The sequence below is a fragment of the Nonomuraea insulae genome (genome assembly GCF_042656245.1).
Genome location: NZ_JBHSPA010000022.1, coordinates 1 through 18,476, shown reverse-complemented (window position 1 = coordinate 18,476; position 18,476 = coordinate 1). Strand labels below are relative to the sequence as shown.

Below are 18,476 nucleotides of genomic sequence, written 5' to 3'. Positions count from 1 at the left end.
CGGCCCGAGGCGAAGCAGCGTCAGCCCGATGGCTTGAGCCGCATCGCCCGGTCGGCCTTGGCGAACATCCGCTCGAACGGCCTGCCCCCCAGCCGGGTCAGCACGGTGTAGCCCTTGGTGTCGCTCAGCGGGCTGGAGGACGACACGACGCCCGCCACGGAGCCGCCGTACAACGCGGGGCCGCCGCTGCCCCCTGCGGCGGCGTGGCAGTTGCGGGTGACCATCAGCCCCGGCCCCTCCGAGACGCCCTCGACCGTGTCGCCCAGGCACCGGTACATCGTCGTGCCCGCCGGGTAGCCCTTGCCCGCCGGGTAGCCGAGCAGCTCCAGCCCACGCAGCTCGGTACCCCTGGAGGTGGCCATCGGCGGCAGGCCCCGGCCGGTCACGGCCTCCAGCGGGCGCTTGCGGCGCACGACGCCGACCAGGCCAACGTCGTACGGCAACAACTGTGGCGAGTACGGCCTGTCGCGCCACCTGGACGGCACCCACGCGCGCACGGCCGGCCAGACCCCCAACGGCGGCCGCCCCCGGTCGTACCCCGGCAGGAAGGCCAGGTGCTTGAGCAGCCGCCCGTCGTGATAGAGGCAGTGCGCGGCCGTCAGCACCAGGCTGCGGCTGCGCGAGCCGATCACCGTGCCTCCGCACAACACGTCCGTCTTCGCGACAGGGTCGCGGCCGAGCAGCACCCCGGTCAGCCGCCGCGCCCCCGTGTAGGGGCGCGGGACCGGCGCGTAGCCCAGGCGGTCTCCGTCAGGGGTCAGCACGGAGGGAATGGGCACGTTGCGTTGAGACACCTCGGTGACGGCGGCTGGATCGAGCAGGACCAGAGACAGCACCAACCTGAGCACCTTCCCACTCTAGGACGAAGATGATCAGTGCTCTGACCTGCGACATCAATGTTTACCCTAACTTGTGTACGCGGAACCCAGCGCCCGCAGCCGGGCGTGCGCCGCACCGTAGACGGAGGTCTCGCCGAGATACGCCTTGGGCAGCTTGGCGACCATCGTGTAGTTGGTGTCGCACACGTTCCCGACCGGCGCCTGCCCGATCTGGCTGACGAGCTGGTAGGCGTCCAGCGTGTCCAGCCCGGTCAGCTCGGAGGTCCAGGTGACCAGGTCGTGCTGGCTGATCCGGTACGCGTCCTCCAGCGGCCTGGCCGACCCCGTGGACATCAGGTGCAGGTCGTCCTCCAGCCTGGGCCAAGGCGTGGCCACCCCCTTGATCAGCTCGACCGCGACCACGGTGTTCATGGCCGACTCCACCGCCGTCCCGCACACCTCGCCGTGCCCCTGGCGCCCGTGGCCGTCGCCGATCGCGAACTGCCCGCCCTCGACGTTGACGCCCAGGTAGACGGTGACGCCCGCGCGCAGTTCCGGGGTGTCCATGTTGCCACCGTGCGCGTCGGGGGTGATCGTCATGCGGGCCTCGTTCGCGGCGGGGGCCACGCCGACCGTGCCGTGCATCGGGTCGAGCGGCAGCGCCACGCTGAAGTCGCTGTTGCGGGCGTGGTAGACGGCCACGTTCCGCTTCAGGTCGATGTCGTAGCGCCAGACGCGCTCCTCCAGCGGCGGCTGGAGCATGGCCGTGGTGTGCGTGCCGGTCAGCGCGCCGAAGTGGGGGAACGTCGTGGACACCGCCCAGTCCCTGGCCGGGGTGATCGAGACGAAGTGCAGGGCCAGCGTGTCGCCGGGCTCGGCGCCCTCGACGTGGAAGGGGCCGGTCACGGGGTTGAGATAGGGGAACTCGCACACCTGCGACGGCAGGTCGTCCACGCTCTGGACCAGGCCGCCGAAGCAGTCCTCGGTGTACAGCTCCAGGATCGTGCCCGGCCGTACCTTGCCGACGGGTGAGCGGCCCCCGAAGGTGTAGCTCAGCTCCTCGGGCGAGGGATGGTAGGAGACGACGTTCACTTGACCTCCGAGGGAAGCGCGGGCTTACGGCCCAGTAGATACGAGGCGCCGAGGACGACCAGGCCGAGGGCCAGCCAGATGCCGCCGACCCACTGCGCGGCGACGTTCTGGTTGATCACCACGCCCACCAGGACGGCGAAGCCGAGCACGGGCGCGACCAGGTGCGCCCAGTAGTTGCGGCTGCCCTGCCTGATCGCGTAGTGGATGACCACGGCGACGTGCAGCAGCAGGAAGGCGGTCATGGCGCCGAAGTTGACCAGTGAGGTCAGCTCGGTGGTGCCCATCTCCCTCGTGCTCATGAAGATGCCCACGACCAGCGATATCGCGGCCACCACCAGCGTCGCGTTGACCGGCACCTTGCGCTTGGGGTCCACCTTGGCCAGGAAGGCGGGCAGTTGCCGGTCGCGGGCCATCGCGAACAGCAGACGCGAGGTGGCCGCCTGCGCGACCAGCGAGTTGGCGAAGCCCCAGGCGACGGCGGTGGCCACGGCGGTGAGCACCGAGAGCCACTGCCCGCCGGCGAACGCGGCGGTGTCGTAGAAGGCGTTGCCGGTGAGGTCGCCCTCCGCGATCAGCTTGCCCCGGTTCGGGGTGAGCAGCGCCGCCACCCACGTCTGCACCACGAACAGCACCGCCGCCACCGCCAGCGCGGCCACCATGGAGCGGCCGAGGCGGCGCGCGTCCTCGCGGTTCTCCTCCGCCAGCGTGGAGATGCCGTCGAAGCCGAGGAACGACAGCACGGCCACCGACGCCGCCGCGAACGTCACGCTCCAGGTGAAGGAGGAGGACTCGAAGATCGGGGTGAACGCGCCGGTCTGCGCCTTGCCCTGGGCCAGCGCGACGCCGGCGACCACGAGGAAGATCGCCAGCACCGCCAGCTCGGCGACCAGCATGATCCGGGTGATCCTGGCCGTCATCTGGATGCCCAGATAGTTGACGACCGTGTTGAGCAGCACGAATGCCACCAGCCACGCCCAGATGGGAATCGCCGGCACGAACGAGTTCATGGCCGTGCTCGCTATCAGGTAGAGCAGCGAGGGCACGAGCACGTAGTCGAGCAGGATCGCCCAGCCGGCCATGAACCCGACCGGGGCCGCGATGCCGCGCCCGGCGTAGGTGTAGACCGAGCCGGCCATCGGGAAGGCCCGGGCCATCTGCGCGTACGACAGCGCCGTGAACGCCATCGCCACCAGCCCGATCACGTACGCCAGCGCCACCATCCCGTGCGAGGTGGAGAAGACGAAGCCGAAGATGCCGAAGGGCGCGATCGGCACCATGAAGATCAGGCCATAGATCATCAGATCGGCGAAGCCCAGGGACCGCTGGAGTTCCTGGCGGTAGCCGAACTGCTCGATTGTGCTCATGTACGGCTCCTAGCTGCTTGGGGGGCGATTCGCACCCTAGAGCCAAAGCTTTCTACTGAAAAGGTTTCTCTAGAAAGAATTCCAGGCCATCGGCCCTGGCGAGGTGGACGGGATGGCGCACCTGCCGATCGAGCAAAGTGAGCGTTCCGCGCGCGCTCGTGATCGTGGCGCCGTCGGCCACCGCGTCCAGCGCGGGCACCGCCAGCGAGCCGGCCCGCGCGCACAGGGCGGCCAGCATCGCCACGGCCTCGTAGCAGCCGTGGCCGTGGGCGTTGAGCATGGGGGCGTCGTCGCCGAACCTGGCCGCGTAGCGTCCGGCGAAGTCGAGACCGGCCTCGGTCGCCAGGTCGCGGAAGTAGCCCATGGACGCGTACAGCTCGCCGGTGGTGTCGCCGCCGATGCCCAGCAGGCCGTGCTCCTCCAGCGCCCCGCACAGCCGGGCCGCGCCCAGCCCGGCGGCCGCGTACGCCCGGTTGAAGGCCATCAGGTCGCTGCCGATCAGCGTCAGCAGGACGGCGTCAGGCCGGGCGCCGGCCACCCGGTCCAGGTGGCGCACCGCCTCGCCGTGCCGTACGAAGCTCTCGCCCACCACCGTGACGCCCGCCGCGCGCAGCCGTTCGCGGGCGCTGGCGTGCACCAGGCGGGGCCAGATGTAGTCGTTGCCCAGCAGATACCACCGGCGTGCCCGCCGCGTGCCCACCAGCCACTCGATGCCCGGCGCGAGCTGCCGCCCGGGAGTCTCGCCGAGGAAGTAGACACCCGGCGCGCGACCCCCTCCCTCGTACGGCGGCGCGTACACGAACGGCACCCGCCCCGCGATCGCCGCCACCGCCTCCACCCGCACGTCGCTCGCATGGGCGCCGGCCACGGCCGCCACGGTCCCCGACCTGACCAGCGCGCCCACCTCGGCCGCCACCACCCGCGCGGGCCGCCCGCCGTCGATGAGGACCAGCTCCACCCGCCGCCCCAGCATCCCGCCCCGGTCGTTGATCTCCTCGGCGGCCAGCACGGCGCAGTTGATCGCGCAGGGTCCCATCAGGCCGAGCACTCCGGACACGGGGACGATCAGGCCGATCCTGACCGAATCGGAGGGGAGGAGCCGCGCTTCGAGCGGATCGACGGTCGCCGCCACGCCGACGAGTATCCTCCCTTCTAGCTCCCCGACGAAAGGACCTCTTCGATGACCATTTCCGGGCTCGGGTCCTCACTCGCCTACCTGCTCAGCCGTGCGGAGCGCAGCGTCAACAGAGGGCTGGCGGCGGTGCTCGCCGGCGAGGACGTCACGGTCGAGCAGTGGCGCATCATGCGGGCGCTGGCCGACGGCCGGGGCGAGTCGATGGGCGAGCTCGCCGAGGCCGTGCTGATGCCGCACCCGACGCTCACCAAGGCCGTGGACCGGCTCATCGACCGGGCGCTGGTCTATCGCGGGCCGTCGAAGGGGGATCGGCGGCGGGTGGCGGTGTTCGTCTCGGAGCGGGGGGCCGAGCTGCTCGCCCGGGTGGATGGGGCCGTGGCCGAGCAGCAGGGGGAGATCGAGCTGGCGTTCGGCCCCGAGCGGACCGGGCAGCTCATGCGTGATCTGGAGAGTCTGGTGGAGGCGCTTGAATACGAGGAGCTCCGGGCATGACCGCCGGTCTCAGGGCGTTCAGGGCGTTCAGGGCGTGACCGTCAGGTCGGAGCGCCTCCGCGAGGATCAGCTCTGGTCGCGTTTGCTCGCGATGTCCGCCCAGATCAGCGCCACCGCCCCGGCCGCCGCCACGCCCAGGTAGGCAGGCGTGGGCAGGTCCACCAACCGGTGCAGAAATCCCCACTCGCTGTCGAACGCCACCCGGCCGACGAACCCGATCAGGCCCTGGAGAAGGAGGATCACGGCCGCGAAGTTGATGATGCTTCTCATGCCTCCACGATCGCAACGCAGGGCCCGCCCAGGCATCGAACCTTGGGCGGGCCCTTTGGTACTTAAGTCGAGATCACGGGTAGAGGCCGCGCATCTGGTGCGCCTCGGCCACGCGGCCCACGCCGATGACGTGCGCCGCCTGCCTGAGTGTCAGGCCGCGGTCGGCGGCCAGCGACGTCACCTCGGAGTAGGCGCCCAGCATGAGTTCGCGCAACTTGAGTTCGACGTCGCCCGAGCTCCAGGAGTAGGCCTGCATGTTCTGCACCCACTCCAGGTAGGACACGATCACCCCGCCCGCGTTGGCCAGGATGTCGGGCACCACCGTCGTGCCGCCCGCGGCGAGGATCTCGTCGGCCTCGGGCGTGGTGGGCCCGTTGGCGCCCTCGACGATCAGGCGGGCGCGGATCCTGGGCGCGTTGGCCTCGGTGATCACGCCTTCGAGCGCGGCCGGGATCAGCACGTCCACGTCCAGCTCGAACAGGTCGTCGTGGGACAGCGCGTCGGCCTCGCAGAAGCCGCGCACGCCCCCGGTCTCGGCCGCCCACGTGCGCAGGCGGGCGATGTCGAGACCCCTGGCGGAGTAGACGCCGCCGCTGAGGTCGGAGACCGCGACCACCGTGCACCCGGAGTCGGCCAGGTATTGGGCGGCCGGCGCCCCCACCTTGCCGAAGCCCTGCACGGCCACGGTCACGCCCTCGGGCGAGCGGCCGAGCGCGGCCAGCGCCGCGATCTGCACCCCCCGCGAGGTCGCGCCCGAGCGCCCGAGCGAGCCGCCCAGCGTCATCGGCTTGCCGGTGACGACGCCGGGCACCGAGTAGCCGGTGTTGACGCTGTAGGTGTCCATGATCCAGGCCATGGTCTGCTCGTCGGTGCCGACGTCGGGAGCCGGGATGTCCTTCTCCGGGCCGATCAGCGGCAGGATCTCGTTGACGTAGCGGCGGGTCATCCGCTCCAGTTCGCGGGTGGTGAGCGTGGTCGGATCAACGGCCACGCCGCCCTTGGCGCCGCCGTACGGGATGCCGACCAGCGCGCACTTCCACGTCATCCACATCGCGAGCGCGGTGACCTCGTGGATGTCGGTGGCGGGATGAAACCGGAGTCCGCCCTTCGCCGGGCCGCGCGAGACGTTGTGCTGGACGCGGAAACCCTGGACGACGTCCAGGCGGCCGTCCTCGCGCCGCACCGGAACCGATACGGTCAGGGAACGGCGGGGCGTGGCCAGCATCCTGCGGAGCCCGTCGTCGAGCCCGAGGTGCCCGGCGGCCTGGTCGAGTTGGTGGAGTGCGGAGTCTAGGGCCTGACGGCCCGGGTTGATCAGGGCCGGCGTCGTTGACGGCACCATGATGCTCATGGAAGGAAATCCTCCTGGTATGTACGCCCTATTTGCGGAGAAAGCGCCATTGCCTTCCCCTTTTGGGCGTTGTTGTCGCGATCATCCTAGAGCGGGGCGTTTGACCTTGCCTAGTTGTTGGTAGAAATCCAAGCCGATGATCGAGTGCTGTGGACCGTGCCACTCTGGCAGGCTTACGGGCGAGAGTGTGCCGGAACGTCGAACAGAGGAGTGGAATGCCCGCACTGGTGGTGGGGCCTATGTTGCGCTATGTCGACACCGTCAGCGCCTCGATCTGGGTGGAGACCGCCGAACCCTGCACGGTCACCATCGAGGCGGACGGCGGGACTTACCGGTCGCCCACCTTCACCGTGCACGGTCACCACTACGCGATCGTGGATCTCGTTGAGTTGTCCCAGGATATCGCGTCGTATTCGGTGAAGCTCGACGGGGAGCAGGTATGGCCTCTGGCGGGTCGCCCGCCGAGCCGGATCAGGCTGCTGCCCGCGGAAGGGGCGCGGCGGTTAGCGTTCGGCTCGTGCCGGACGAGTGTGCCGCACGACGCCGCGCACGTACGCACCTACGGCGACGACGTCCTGCGCGCCTACGGCGAGCACCTGGCGCGAGAGGGCGAGGAGGAGTGGCCCGACCTGCTGTTGCTCCTCGGCGACCAGGTCTACGCCGACAACCCCTCGCCCGCCATGCTCGACTACATCCGCTCCCGCAGGGACACCGAGCCGCACGGGGAGATCGCCGACTTCGAGGAGTACGCCGAGCTCTACCGGCAGGCGTGGACCGAGACGGAGATCCGGTGGCTGCTGTCCACCGTGCCGACCGCGATGATCTTCGACGACCACGACCTGCGTGACGACTGGAACACCTCGCAGCCCTGGCGGGAGCAGATGGCCGAGACGCCATGGTGGCCGCGCCGGGTCGTGGCGGGGCTGGGGGCGTACTGGATCTACCAGCACCTGGGCAACCTCTCGCCGGCCGAACGCGCCGACGACCCGGTGCTGGCCAAGCTGATGGCCGGTGACGGCGGGGCGGCGCTCGACACGTTCGCCGAGAAGGCCGACGCCGAGCCGAGCAGCAACCGCTGGAGCTACGCCCGCGACCTCGGCCCCGCGCGCCTGATCATGGTGGACACCCGGTGCGCCAGGCAGCTCACGCCCGGCGACCGGCGCATGCTCGACCCGGGGGAGTGGGCCTGGCTGGAGGAGCAGGTCCAGCAGCCCGCCGAGCAACTGATCATCGGCTCGTCGATCCCGTTCATGCTGCCCGAGGGTGTCCACGGCGTGCAGAACTGGAACGAGGCCCTGTGCGACGGCAAGTGGGGCCCGCTGGTGCGTCGGTGGTCGGAGGCGTTCCGGCAGGCCATCGACCTGGAGCACTGGGCCGCGTTCCGGAGTTCGTTCGACGACCTGGCGCGGCTGCTGATCGGGCTGGGCAAGCCGGTGCTGATCCTCTCGGGCGACGTGCACTACTCCTACCTGGCCAAGGCCGACCGGGGTCCCGTCTTCCAGATCGTCTGCTCGCCGATCCGCAACCCGCTCAGCCGTCTGCTGCGCTGGGCCAACGTCTTCACCCAGTTCTCGGTCGCCACGCTGGTGGGCGGGCTGCTGGCGCGGCTGGCGGGCATCCCGCGCCCGCCGTTCCGATGGCGGGTCACCAAGGGCCCCTGGTTCCAGAACGCCCTGGCCACGCTCACCCTGCCCGACCAGGTCACCTGGCACGGCTCCACCGGCGAGGTCGTCAAACCGATCGAGACCGCCCGCCTACGCTGACGGCACGGGCACCGGCCTGAGCACCGAGGTGATCGCCCGTGAGACGCCCGCCGAGATCTACGCCGTCGAGCCGTCGAGCCGTCGAGCCTTCGCTCGGCATGCGCTCCGTGCTGGTCTCCCGCCTGGCCACCGACCCGGAGGTGCTGCGCCGCGTGACCGTCCTGCCCCGGGACCACTCAGAGGGTGACCGTGCGCCGTGTCGGCGGCCGGGGCCGTGAACCCGAGGAGCGTCTCCCTGGACAGGGCCCAGCCGTCTAAGGCGGCTGGGCCCTCCCGCGCGGAGCCGTACGTTATCGGTTCTGTAGCTCGTAGATGGCGTCGGCGAGTTGGTCGATCGCCCAGAGGAGATCCTCCTCGGAGATCACGATCGGCGGGGCGAGACGAAGCGTGGAGCCGTGCGTGTCCTTGGCGAGGACACCCCGCTTCAGCAGCGCCTTCGAGAACTCGCGCCCCGTCCCCAGGTCGGGATGGATGTCGACGCCCGCCCAGAGTCCGCGCCCGCGCACCTGGACCACGCCGCCCTTGCCGACCATGTCGCGCAGCCGCGCGTGCAGCACCTCGCCCAGCTTGGTGGCCCTGGCCTGGATCTCGCCCGTGTTCAGCAGGTCGATGACCGCGTTGGCCACCGCGCACGCCAGCGGGTTGCCCCCGAACGTGGACCCGTGCTGCCCCGGGTGGATGATCCCGAGCACGTCCCGGTTCGCGGCGATCGCCGAGACCGGCACGACGCCGCCCCCGAGCGCCTTGCCCAGCACATAGATGTCCGGCACGATGCCCTCGTAGTCGCACGCGAACGTCTGCCCCGTGCGCCCCAGGCCCGACTGCACCTCGTCGGCGATCATCAGGATGCCCTCGGCCGTGCAGAGCTGCCGCACCTCGCCCAGGTAGCCGTCCGGCGGCACCAGGACCCCCGCCTCGCCCTGGATCGGCTCGACCAGCACGGCGACGGTGTTCGCGTCGACGGCCGCCCTGATCGCGTCGGTGGAGCCGTACGGGACGATCCGGAAGCCGGGTGTGTACGGGCCGAAGTTGTCGCGCGCCTCCGGGTCGGTGGAGAAGCTGACGATCGTGGTGGTGCGGCCGTGGAAGTTGCCCTCCATCACGATGATGTTGGCCTGCTCCGGCTCGACGCCCTTGACCTCGTAACCCCACTTGCGCGCCACCTTGATGGCGGTCTCGACGGCCTCGGCGCCGGTGTTCATGGGCAGGACCAGGTCCTTGCCCGTGAGGTCGCCGAGTCCGGTGCAGAACTGCGCGAACTGGTCGTGGTAGAAGGCGCGGCTGGTCAGGGTCAGCCGTTCGAGCTGCTCCCTCGCGGCCTCGATGATCTTCGGATGGCCGTGACCGAAGTTGAGCGAGGAGTAGCCGGACAGGAAGTCCAGATACCGCTTGCCCTCGACGTCGGTGACCCAGGCCCCGTGCGCCTCGTGGATCACCACGGGCAGTGGATGGTAGTTGTGCGCGCCTCGGCGCTCGCTCACTTCGATCAGCTCAGCGCTGGTGATCATGATGAGTTCTCCCCCCTGATCTCCAGTGTGCAGCACTTGGGGCCCCCACCTGCTTTACGCAGCTCCGACAGGTCGATCGGGATCACTTCATACCGCCGACGCTTGAGCTCCAGTTGAAGGTTGGACGCCTCGGCGTTGATGACCACGTTCGTGCCGTCGCTGACCGCGTTGAGCCCGAGCACTTCGGCGTCCTCGGCGGTGGCGAGCACCGCGTCGGGGAACATGCGGCGCAGCACCGCGAGGCTGCCGGGTGAGAACGCGCCGGGGTAGTAGGCGATGTTGCTCCCGTCGAGCGGGAACATCGCCGTGTCGAGGTGGTAGAAACGCGGGTCCACCAGCGTCAGCGAGACCACTGGACGGCCCAGGTATTCCTGCGCCTCCTGGTGGGCGGCCACGTCCGTGCGGAAGCCCGTTCCGGCCAGGATGACCCGGTCGAGCGTGAGGAAGTCCCCCTCGCCCTCGTTGACGTGGGCGGGTTCGAGCGTCTCGTAGCCGCGCTCGGCGAACCAGCGCAGGTAGGCGGGCCCCTCGGGCCCGCGCTCGGGGTAGGCGAACCGGGCGCCGTAGACCCGGCCGCCGGCGAGGAGCGCGCCGTTCGCGGCGAACACCATGTCGGGCAGCCCGTCGATCGGATCGATCAGGCTCACCTTGTGCCCGAGCTCCTCGTACGCCGCCTTCAGGGTCTCCCACTGCCGGACCGCGATGTCCCGGCTCGCCCCGATCTCGGGATGCATCCACGGATTGATCGCGTACTCGACCGCGAAGTAGTCCGGGCGGCACATGAGGAAGTGTTTGGGCATGCAGCGCTCCATCCTGTACTTGAGCTGGGGAAATCCCCCTTGAGGGAGATGAGGCCAGCCTAGGAATCAGCGATTGTGCAAGCCAAGGGGTTGACATTGCGTGTTCACGCGAATCTGTTGCGTCTCTCAGGACGGGGCAGGCGATCCGTTGCGCGCTTCCGGGACGGCGGCGCCCGGAGGTGTGTCCACCAGCCTCGACAGCACGATGGAGCTCTTGGTCCGCACCACGAACGACTGCGCCGCGATGCGCTCGATCACCCGCTCCACATGGCGCACGTCCGTGGCCCTGATGTGCAGCAGCGCGTCCGCCTCGCCGGTGATCGTGGCCGCCGCCACCACCTCGGGGAACCTTGAGACGGCCAGCGCGATGTCCGACGGCTTGGTCTTGCCCTGGCAGAACAGCTCCACGTACGCCTCGGTCGTCCAGCCGAGCGCCCGGGGCGCCACCCGCGCGCTGAATCCGGTGATGGCGCCCGTCTCGCGCAACCGATCCACCCGCCGCTTGACCGCCGACGCGCTCAGCCCCACCCGATGGCCGATCACGGCGTAGGTCTGGCGGGCGTCGTCGACGAGTGCCGCGATGATGTCACGATCGAGCCGGTCCAGTTCCACGCGCTCTGTATACCGCCTGGCCAGGCTGGCGCGCGACGAGGGGCACGCGGGAGACTGGGCGCGGTGCCAATATCGGAGGGTATACGCAAAATGAGTACCGCCAGTTTCCCCGAGGGTTTCGTGTGGGGAGTGTCGACGTCGGCTTTCCAGATCGAGGGGGCCACGTCCTCGGACGGCCGTGGGCCGTCCATTTGGGATGGATTCTCCGCCGATCGGGCGGAGGCGTGCGACCATTACCACCGATATCCCGAAGACGTGCGGCTGATGAAAGACCTGGGAATGGCCGCCTACCGGTTCTCGGTGAGCTGGGCGCGCGTTTTCCCCGACGGGCACGGCAAACCGAACGCGGCCGGGCTCGACTTCTACGACCGACTGCTCGACGAATTGGCCGGCGCGGGCATCACCCCCTACGCCACCCTTTACCACTGGGACCTGCCGCAGGCGCTCGAGGATCGCGGCGGCTGGCCCTCCCGCGACACGGCCCACCATTTCGCCGATTACGCCGCCGCCGTGCACGACCGGCTCGGGGACCGGGTGGACACGTGGTTCACGCTGAACGAGCCGTGGGTGGCGGCGTTCCTCGGCTACGGCTCAGGCGTTCACGCGCCCGGCAGGAAGTCGGCCGGCGACGCCTTCCGCAGCGCCCACCACATGCTGCTCGCCCATGGCCTGTCCGTCCAGGCGCTGCGCTCGGCCGGGGCCGCCAAGGTCGGCGCGGTGCTCAACATCTCGCCCGTCATGACGCCCGCCCAGGTCAGCGACTTCGACCGGCCGCTGTCCGAAGAGGACGCCGAGGCCGTGGCCAGGATCGACGCGCTGGCCAACCGGCAGTTCCTGGAGCCGATGTTGCGCGGCGCCTACCCCGCCGAACTGCTTCCTCTCATCGAGCGCCACGGCGGTCTCGACCACATACAGGACGGCGACCTGGACGTCATCGCCCAGCCCCTCGACCTGCTCGGCGTCAATTACTACACCCCGCTGGTCGTGCAGGCCCAGCCCAGCGAGCCCGCCGACCTCACCTGGCCCGGCAGCGAGGGGATCCTGTTCTGCACCATTCCCACCGCCGTCACCGCCATGGGCTGGCCGATCGTTCCCAACTGCCTCTCCCTGCTCCTCGGCCGCATTTCCCGGGAATATCCCGACCTCGATCTGATGGTCACCGAGAATGGCGCCGACTTCGTGGACGTGGTGACCGGCGACGGCATTCACGACGTCGATCGCATCTCCTTCGTCGAGGAGCATCTACGCGCCCTGCGGACGGCCATCGAGAACGGCGCCCGGGTGCGCGGATATCTCGTCTGGACCCTGCTGGACAATCTCGAATGGGCCGATGGCTACCAGCGCAAGTTCGGCCTCGTGCACGTCGATTTCGCGACCCAGCGGCGGCGGCCGAAGGACAGCGCGTTCTGGTATCGCGACGTCATCCGCCGCAACGGCCTGACCGAGACCCGCCCCAAGCGGCCCACCCTGGAGACCGTGGCCGCCCGCACCGGGGTGTCCAGGGCCACGGTCTCGCGCGTCGTCAACGGCGAGTCGTCGGTCAGCCCCGAGGTCAGGGCCGCGGTGATGCGGGCGGTCAACGAGCTCGGCTACGTGCCCAACCTGGCCGCGCGCAGCCTCGTCACCCGGCGGACGAACGCGATCGCCCTGGTCCTGTCCGTGCCCCGGCAGGGCGGGGACACGCTGACGGCCGCCGTGGTCCAGTACGTCACCAGCCTGCTGGAGGGGGCGGGCAAGCAGATCACGCTCATGCTGGCCGACACCGCCGAGAGCCACCGGCGCATCGTCGCGCACGTGGAGGCCCGGCTGGTGGACGGGGTCGTGCTGCTGCCGCCCGACCGGGCCGACACCCTGGCAGAACGGCTCTCGCGCACCGGGGCGCCCGTCGTGCTGCTGGGCAAGCCGGCGATCGCGTCGCTGGTGCCGTACGTGGACGTGGACAACGCCGGGGGCGCTTCGGCCGCCACCGAGCACCTGCTCTCCCGTGGGCGCCGCCGGATCGGCATGGTCTGCGGGCCCACGGACCTGGTCACCGTGCAGGATCGGCTGGCCGGCCACCGGGCGGCACTCCAGCGCGCCGGCCTGCGCCCCCACCTGGCCCTGGCCGACGACCTGAGCCGCGCCTCCGGTGCTTCGGCCGCCCGGCGGCTCCTGGCCGACGACCCGTCGCCGGACGCCGTCTTCGCCGCCACCGACCAACTCGCCATCGGGGTGCTCCAGGCGGCGCGCGAACTCGGTAAGCGGGTGCCCTCCGACCTGGCCGTGGTGGGCTTCGACGACGTGGACGCCGCCTCGGCCACCACTCCCGCCCTGACCACCGTCCGCGTCCCGGTCGCCGACCAGGCCCTGGCCCTGGCCCGGCTGCTCCTGTCCCGCCTGGAGGGCGGCCACACCACCTCCGTCGTCCTCCCGGCCCGCCTCGTCATCCGCGAGTCGTCCTAGGAGCGGCCTACAACTGATTCCTGAAGAGACCGGGGAAGACCTTGGAGACCTTGGCCAGCAGGTAGTCGCCGTAGGTGCCGGTGAAGTCCACCTGGCCGTCCCAGCGGCGGCCAGGGGCGTAGGGGAGGGGCGGGACCTCGCTGCTCCAGCCGGGGTCGAAGAAGAACGGGAAGCTCAGGCGCTCGTTGCCGCTGCGGTTGCGTACGCGGTGCGGCGTGGAGCGGTAGCGGCCGCCGGTGAGCTTGTCGAGCATGTCGCCGATGTTGCACACGAACGTGCCCTCCACCGGGGGCGCCTCGATCCACCCTCCGCTCGTCCGCACCTGCAACCCGCCGTTGGCGTCCTGGAGGAGCAGGGTGAGCAGGCCGTAGTCGGTGTGCTCTCCGACTCCCCAGGCGTCGGGGTCGTCGGCCGGACCGGGCGGATAGTGAAATATCCGGAAAAGGATGGTGGGGTCGGCCGTGTATCCGGCCCGGAAGTAGTCCTCGTCGAGACCCAGGCTCAGCGCGATCCCGCTCATGACCGCCTGCCCGACGCCGGTCATCCTGTCCAGATATTCCAGCACGGCCCCGCGCAGCTCGGGCACCTCGGCGGGGAACAGGTTCGGGCCGTGCAGCGGCAGCGGGCCGGGTGGTTCCTCGGCGCCGAAGTAGACGCCCTCCTTCAGATCCGGCCGCCCGGAGGTGAGCTCGTCCCCGACGGGGAAGAAGCCGCGCCAGGCCCGCCCGCCCCGCTCCATCGAGATCTCGCCCTTGACCTGCTCGGGCAGCGCGAAGAACCGCCTGCTCGCCGAGTCGAGCCGTTCGACGAGCGCGGGTGGCACGCCGTGGCCGGAGACGTAGAAGAAGCCGCTGTCCCGGCAGGCCGCCCCGATCGCCTCGGCCACCGCCCGCTTCGCAGAGGTATCGGTGAGGAGTGGCGACACATCGATCACCGGCAATTCGCTCACCCGCACCATTGTTCCCCAATTCGCGCACACCACCATGGCCATCCCGCCTCCGGGATTTAGCATCGAAGGCAGAACCCCGCTGGGGAGGCTTCATGCGCTTCAAACGTCCCGTGAAGGCAGCGCCCGCCGATCCCGGTGACCAGGTCGCCCGGATCACGCCCGTGGTGGCGTACGACGGGGATCTCTACCGCCTGCCCGACTGGCCGCGGCGCCGCGGCGAGGAACGCGAGCTCGGCCGCGCCCACGCCGCCGAAGGCCAGCTCGACACGCTCACCCTCCAGACCGGCAGCGTGCCCCGCTTCCATGAGCTGGAGGACGAGCGGCTGGAGGAACTGGCCAAGATCGAGGAGCGTACGGAGCAGGAGATCCAGCGGGCGCGGGCCGAGTTCGAGGGCCAGAAGATCAGCCTGGCGGAGTCGCAGCGCACGTTCGGGCAGACCAGGAAGGCCCTGGAGGACAGCCAGCGCCGGGTGAGCGAGCTGGAGCAGCCGAGCAGGCGGCCCGGCGACGGCCGTCCCAGCTCCATCGCCATCTCGGGCAGCCACTGGCCGGTCATCCGGCGCTGGCTCCCCGCCGCTCTCCTGCTGCTGCTCCTGCTGATCGTCGAGGTCCCGATCCTCTATCAGGTCATCCTGAGCTGGGGCGACAGCGTCGCGATGACCGCGCTCCTGGCCGCGGGCGCGGCTCTGATCATGCTGGTGGCGCCGCACATGTACGGGCGGGCGTTCCGTTCCTGGCAGGAGCACGGCAGCTCGGCCAAGGGCCGCTGGTTGCTGATCGGCGCGGCGACCGTGTGGCTCGGCCTCATCGTCGCCGTGGCCGTGCTGCGCCGGGACGCCCTGGTCAAGCCCCTGATCGTGGACGGCGAGGAGATCGGCCCCACCTCGGAAGGGGTCGGTCAACTCCCCACCATGATCCTGCTGCTGGCCCTCCTGGTGGCCACTGCCCTCATCGCCGCCGACCTGGGCCGCCGCATGCACAACCCGAACGACCGCCGCCTGTGGGAGCTGCGCGCCAAACGCGACGCCGAGGCCCGGGTGTGCGCGGACGCCCAGGCGGCCTACCAGCACGACGCGGCCTACGCGGAGAGCATCGCGCAGTACCTCCAGGGGGTGGAGCGGCGTCGGGCCAGCCGGCTGCGGCAGCTCGACAGCGGGTTCGACAGCCTGGCGACGGCCTACCTCGGGGGAGTGGTGGAGGGGCTGCGGGACCCGGAGGCGGCGAGCTGGGCCGAACGCATCGTGCTCCGCCGCCGTGCCACCCGCTCGTGACGGCGGGTGGCACGGCCAGGCCCCTTTACGTGGTGGAGAAGGTGATCCAGTTGACGTTGACGAAGTCGGCGGGCTGGCCGGAGGAGAAGGTCAGGTACACCGTGTGCGTGCCCGTCACCCCGGAGACGTTCGCCGGCACCGTACGCCAGCTCTGCCAGCCGCCCGTGTTGCCCAGCGCGAAGTCACCGATGGGCGTGGCCGTGGGGCTGTCCAGCCTGACCTGGATCAGCCCGCTCACCGCCGCCCCCGCTCCCGATGCCACCCGTGCCCTGAACTGCGTCGCGGCCGTCGTGCCGAAGTCGACCCCGTCGTAGCGCAGCCAGTCGCCGTTGGTGATGGCCCCGACGTTCTGCCCGCCGCCTGAGTCCGTGGTGGTCTCGACGATGGTGCCCGACTGGGCCTGGTAGCGCTCGGCCTGGATGGTCGAGCGGGCGTCCACGCCGCCGGGCGGGTTGGTCGGGTCGGTGCCGCCGCCACCGCTCTGCCACACCGCCACGTAGTCGACCATCATCGGCCGCCCTGGCACGGTGGCCGCGGTCGGCGTCTGGCCGGCCAGCGCGTCGGGGAACGCCCCGCCCATGGCCACGTTGAGCAGCAGGAAGTAGCCCGCGTGCCCCGTCATGTTGCTCCAGGTCGTGGCGTCGAACTGCGACTGGTTCACGCTGTGGAACTGCTGGCCGTCCACGGACCAGCGCAACTGGTTCGGGCTCACGCTGCGGTCCCACTCGAACCGGTAGGTGTGGTAGGCCGCCTGGCACGTCGATCCCGGGCACGCCCGGTTGGCGGCGAGGCCGGTGGTCTCGTTGCACGGCCCGCCCGGGTTGACGCCGCAGTGCAGCACGCCCCAGACGGAGTTGATCCCGTTGACGTTCTCCATGATGTCGAACTCGCCGATGCCAGGCCAGTTCCAGTAGTTCCCCCGGTACGGCGCTCCGAGCGCCCAGAACGCCGGCCAGTAGCCGAGGGCGGCGTTGCCGGTCACGTTCGGCATCTGGATGCGGCTCTCGATGCGCAGGATGCGCCCGTCGGCCGGCTTGAAGTCGGCCCGCCTGGTCTCGACGCGCGCCGAGGTCCACTCGCCCGAGGAACTGCGCAGGGGCGTGATGCGCAGGTTGCCGGAGCCGTCGAGGCTGAGGTTGGAGGTGCTGGAGGTGTAGTTCTGGATCTCGCCGGTGCCCCAGTTGCCCGGTCCTCCCGGGTACGCGTGCCCGGTGTCGATGATCCAGTTGTTCGATGAGGGCAGGGTGTTGGCCGATCCGTTGAAGTCGTCCGACCAGACCAGCGACCAGCCCGTCGGGGTGGCCGGCACGGAGGCCGAGGCGCCGACGGCCACCTGCACGAGCAGGCCGCTGAGGGCCGCGAGTGCCACGGCCACGGCCGCCAAGCGGCGTCTGCGCCTGTTTGCTGTTGTCATCATCGCTCCATGGGGGGGTGCGGAGACGCGAGAGAGAGCGCTCTCTCAGAGATGTGAACACAGCGTCTTACCCGCTGTCAATATTGCGCACGGCGCGGTGGAGAGAGTGGTGAAATCGCCGCTGGTCCGATTGAGAGAGCGCTCTCGAACCGGCTTACAGCAGATCCACCGAGGCCGTGCCCGCCGCCTCGAACGCCTCCCGCCAGAAACCCTCCAGCAGGGGGAACCGGTCCGGGCTCGACGTCTTCTCCCGCAGGAAGCCGTGCACGACCACCGCGTACCCGGTCAGGTCCGGCAGCAGCCGCGCGTCCCGCAACTCCTGGATCTTCTGCCGGCGCGCGCCCTCGCTCAGGTCCAGTTGGTTGATGTTGAGGTCGCCCCGGTTGTTGATCAGGTCGCTGAACACGATGATCTGGTGCGCCTTGTCCGGCTGCCGCTGCGCGCCGAGCTGCTTGACCAGGTAGCGCAGGGCGCCCAGCACGTCCGAGCCCTGGCCCTCCTCCGGGCAGTCGAACAGCTTGAGCGCCCTCGGCAGCACCTCCGCGATGCGGTGCTCCCTGACGCGGTCCTCGACGACCGGGTTGTCGTTGGGGTTCTCGGCCTGGGTGGCGGCGAGGGGGACCGGGTCCTGGCGGCAGGTGCTGCTCTCCGAGCTTCCCGTGACCGCCGCGAAGCCGAGCCAGTCGCAGCCCTGGGCGAAGGGCGGGAGCTTGGAGGTGACGTCGTTCCTGGAGGTGGCGGGGGCGGCGTAGCTGGTGGAGTCCACGATCACGCCGCACACGGCCCTGGCCTCGGTCCCGCACGCCGATAACGCACCCGCCGCGATCATCCCCAGCGCCGCCAGCACCGCGACCTGGGGGCGCGCCGACCGCGACCACCCCATCAGACCCCACCCTCAGGTCCATTCCGCCGCGTGCCACCCCAGACACGCCGACCGGGACCGGGACCGGAACCGGACCCGGGGTCTGGGTCAGGCGCCGGGTTGCGGTCGGAGCTGGGGTCCGGGTCGGGGCCGGAACCGGGGCGCGGGTGGGGCGACGGGTTGCGGTCATAGCTGGTGTGCGGGTCGGGGTCGAATGCCGGGTCGGAGTTGGGGTTGGGGTCGGGGTGGGAGTGGGTGTGCGGGTGGGGCGACGGGTTGCGGTCATAGCTGGTGTGCGGGTAGTGGCCGGCGCCCTCGATCATCGTGACGGTG

Annotated in this window: 16 protein-coding genes and 1 pseudogene; 4 read left to right on the top strand and 13 right to left on the bottom strand. The window is 70.3% G+C overall.

Annotated features, from left to right (window positions below; all coding sequences use genetic code 11):
- Window positions 1-20 precede the first annotated feature (20 nt).
- Genes ACFPZ3_RS16035 through ACFPZ3_RS16020 form a run of 4 tightly spaced genes read right to left on the bottom strand, consistent with a single transcriptional unit; the run spans window position 21 to window position 4,406 of the window.
- Window positions 21-848 carry a trypsin-like serine peptidase gene (locus tag ACFPZ3_RS16035; protein ID WP_379514894.1) on the bottom strand — a complete coding sequence of 276 codons (828 nt, stop codon included), beginning with the start codon at window positions 846-848 and terminating at the stop codon, window positions 21-23.
- 57 nt (window positions 849-905) lie between these two features.
- Window positions 906-1,910, bottom strand: a complete 1,005-nt coding sequence (locus ACFPZ3_RS16030; protein ID WP_379514893.1) for an acetamidase/formamidase family protein — start codon at window positions 1,908-1,910, stop codon at window positions 906-908.
- Window positions 1,907-3,274, bottom strand: coding sequence for an APC family permease (locus tag ACFPZ3_RS16025; RefSeq protein WP_379514892.1), 1,368 nt, complete (start codon window positions 3,272-3,274; stop codon window positions 1,907-1,909). Before ACFPZ3_RS16025 ends, ACFPZ3_RS16030 begins: the two co-directional genes overlap by 4 nt.
- A gap of 52 nt (window positions 3,275-3,326) precedes the next feature.
- Complete coding sequence (locus tag ACFPZ3_RS16020) at window positions 3,327-4,406, bottom strand: substrate-binding domain-containing protein (RefSeq protein WP_379514891.1); 1,080 nt, start codon at window positions 4,404-4,406, stop codon at window positions 3,327-3,329.
- 48 nt (window positions 4,407-4,454) lie between these two features.
- On the opposite strand from ACFPZ3_RS16020, the gene ACFPZ3_RS16015 reads away from it, so the two are divergent.
- Complete coding sequence (locus ACFPZ3_RS16015; protein ID WP_379514890.1) at window positions 4,455-4,901, top strand: MarR family winged helix-turn-helix transcriptional regulator; 447 nt, start codon at window positions 4,455-4,457, stop codon at window positions 4,899-4,901.
- A gap of 66 nt (window positions 4,902-4,967) precedes the next feature.
- On the opposite strand, the gene ACFPZ3_RS16010 is transcribed toward ACFPZ3_RS16015, so the two are convergent.
- Window positions 4,968-5,171 (bottom strand): hypothetical protein, encoded by a 204-nt coding sequence (locus tag ACFPZ3_RS16010; protein WP_379514889.1) that lies wholly within the window; start codon window positions 5,169-5,171, stop codon window positions 4,968-4,970.
- A gap of 73 nt (window positions 5,172-5,244) precedes the next feature.
- A complete protein-coding gene (locus ACFPZ3_RS16005; protein WP_379514888.1) occupies window positions 5,245-6,522 on the bottom strand; it encodes a Glu/Leu/Phe/Val family dehydrogenase in 1,278 nt (425 codons plus the stop codon).
- A gap of 215 nt (window positions 6,523-6,737) precedes the next feature.
- Here ACFPZ3_RS16005 and ACFPZ3_RS16000 point away from each other — a divergent pair, with 215 nt between their 5' ends.
- Entirely contained in the window at window positions 6,738-8,285 is a 1,548-nt protein-coding gene (locus ACFPZ3_RS16000; protein ID WP_465263555.1) for an alkaline phosphatase D family protein, read from the top strand.
- Window positions 8,286-8,575: 290 nt separating this feature from the next.
- Here ACFPZ3_RS16000 and rocD read toward each other — a convergent pair whose 3' ends face one another.
- The 3 genes from rocD to ACFPZ3_RS15985 form a co-directional block, all read right to left on the bottom strand.
- Window positions 8,576-9,793, bottom strand: a complete 1,218-nt coding sequence (rocD, locus tag ACFPZ3_RS15995; RefSeq protein WP_379514886.1) for an ornithine--oxo-acid transaminase — start codon at window positions 9,791-9,793, stop codon at window positions 8,576-8,578.
- Window positions 9,790-10,593 carry a dimethylargininase gene (ddaH, locus tag ACFPZ3_RS15990; RefSeq protein WP_379514885.1) on the bottom strand — a complete coding sequence of 268 codons (804 nt, stop codon included), beginning with the start codon at window positions 10,591-10,593 and terminating at the stop codon, window positions 9,790-9,792. Before ddaH ends, rocD begins: the two co-directional genes overlap by 4 nt.
- A 126-nt stretch (window positions 10,594-10,719) precedes the next feature.
- Window positions 10,720-11,205 (bottom strand): Lrp/AsnC family transcriptional regulator, encoded by a 486-nt coding sequence (locus tag ACFPZ3_RS15985; protein WP_379514884.1) that lies wholly within the window; start codon window positions 11,203-11,205, stop codon window positions 10,720-10,722.
- Here ACFPZ3_RS15985 and ACFPZ3_RS15980 point away from each other — a divergent pair.
- On the top strand, window positions 11,125-13,647 hold the full coding sequence (locus tag ACFPZ3_RS15980; protein ID WP_379514883.1) for a GH1 family beta-glucosidase: 2,523 nt from the start codon (window positions 11,125-11,127) through the stop codon (window positions 13,645-13,647). The genes ACFPZ3_RS15985 and ACFPZ3_RS15980 overlap by 81 nt on opposite strands.
- A 7-nt stretch (window positions 13,648-13,654) precedes the next feature.
- Here ACFPZ3_RS15980 and ACFPZ3_RS15975 read toward each other — a convergent pair whose 3' ends face one another.
- Window positions 13,655-14,596 carry an isopenicillin N synthase family dioxygenase gene (locus tag ACFPZ3_RS15975; protein ID WP_379514882.1) on the bottom strand — a complete coding sequence of 314 codons (942 nt, stop codon included), beginning with the start codon at window positions 14,594-14,596 and terminating at the stop codon, window positions 13,655-13,657.
- 92 nt (window positions 14,597-14,688) lie between these two features.
- On the opposite strand from ACFPZ3_RS15975, the gene ACFPZ3_RS15970 reads away from it, so the two are divergent.
- A complete protein-coding gene (locus ACFPZ3_RS15970; RefSeq protein WP_379514881.1) occupies window positions 14,689-15,867 on the top strand; it encodes a hypothetical protein in 1,179 nt (392 codons plus the stop codon).
- Between the two features lie 25 nt (window positions 15,868-15,892).
- Here ACFPZ3_RS15970 and ACFPZ3_RS15965 read toward each other — a convergent pair whose 3' ends face one another.
- The 3 genes and pseudogenes from ACFPZ3_RS15965 to ACFPZ3_RS15955 all read right to left on the bottom strand — a co-directional run.
- Window positions 15,893-17,281 carry a glycoside hydrolase family 16 protein gene (locus ACFPZ3_RS15965; protein ID WP_379514880.1) on the bottom strand — a complete coding sequence of 463 codons (1,389 nt, stop codon included), beginning with the start codon at window positions 17,279-17,281 and terminating at the stop codon, window positions 15,893-15,895.
- Between the two features lie 154 nt (window positions 17,282-17,435).
- Complete coding sequence (locus ACFPZ3_RS15960) at window positions 17,436-18,164, bottom strand: hypothetical protein (protein WP_379514879.1); 729 nt, start codon at window positions 18,162-18,164, stop codon at window positions 17,436-17,438.
- Window positions 18,164-18,476, bottom strand: a pseudogene (locus ACFPZ3_RS15955) (hypothetical protein); the annotation flags it as partial. The gene ACFPZ3_RS15960 and the pseudogene ACFPZ3_RS15955, both read right to left, overlap by 1 nt.

Excerpts from the sequence above, each read along its gene's own strand:
- ACFPZ3_RS16025 (WP_379514892.1), bottom strand. The coding sequence starts at position 3,274 with ATGAGCACAATCGAGCAGTTCGGCTACCGCCAGGAACTCCAGCGGTCC.
- ACFPZ3_RS16015 (WP_379514890.1), top strand. The coding sequence starts at position 4,455 with ATGACCATTTCCGGGCTCGGGTCCTCACTCGCCTACCTGCTCAGCCGT.
- ACFPZ3_RS16010 (WP_379514889.1), bottom strand. The coding sequence starts at position 5,171 with ATGAGAAGCATCATCAACTTCGCGGCCGTGATCCTCCTTCTCCAGGGC.
- ACFPZ3_RS16005 (WP_379514888.1), bottom strand. The coding sequence starts at position 6,522 with ATGAGCATCATGGTGCCGTCAACGACGCCGGCCCTGATCAACCCGGGC.
- ACFPZ3_RS16000 (WP_465263555.1), top strand. The coding sequence starts at position 6,738 with ATGCCCGCACTGGTGGTGGGGCCTATGTTGCGCTATGTCGACACCGTC.
- rocD (WP_379514886.1), bottom strand. The coding sequence starts at position 9,793 with ATGATCACCAGCGCTGAGCTGATCGAAGTGAGCGAGCGCCGAGGCGCG.
- ddaH (WP_379514885.1), bottom strand. The coding sequence starts at position 10,593 with ATGCCCAAACACTTCCTCATGTGCCGCCCGGACTACTTCGCGGTCGAG.
- ACFPZ3_RS15980 (WP_379514883.1), top strand. The coding sequence starts at position 11,125 with ATGGCCGATCACGGCGTAGGTCTGGCGGGCGTCGTCGACGAGTGCCGC.
- ACFPZ3_RS15970 (WP_379514881.1), top strand. The coding sequence starts at position 14,689 with ATGCGCTTCAAACGTCCCGTGAAGGCAGCGCCCGCCGATCCCGGTGAC.
- ACFPZ3_RS15965 (WP_379514880.1), bottom strand. The coding sequence starts at position 17,281 with ATGACAACAGCAAACAGGCGCAGACGCCGCTTGGCGGCCGTGGCCGTG.
- ACFPZ3_RS15960 (WP_379514879.1), bottom strand. The coding sequence starts at position 18,164 with ATGGGGTGGTCGCGGTCGGCGCGCCCCCAGGTCGCGGTGCTGGCGGCG.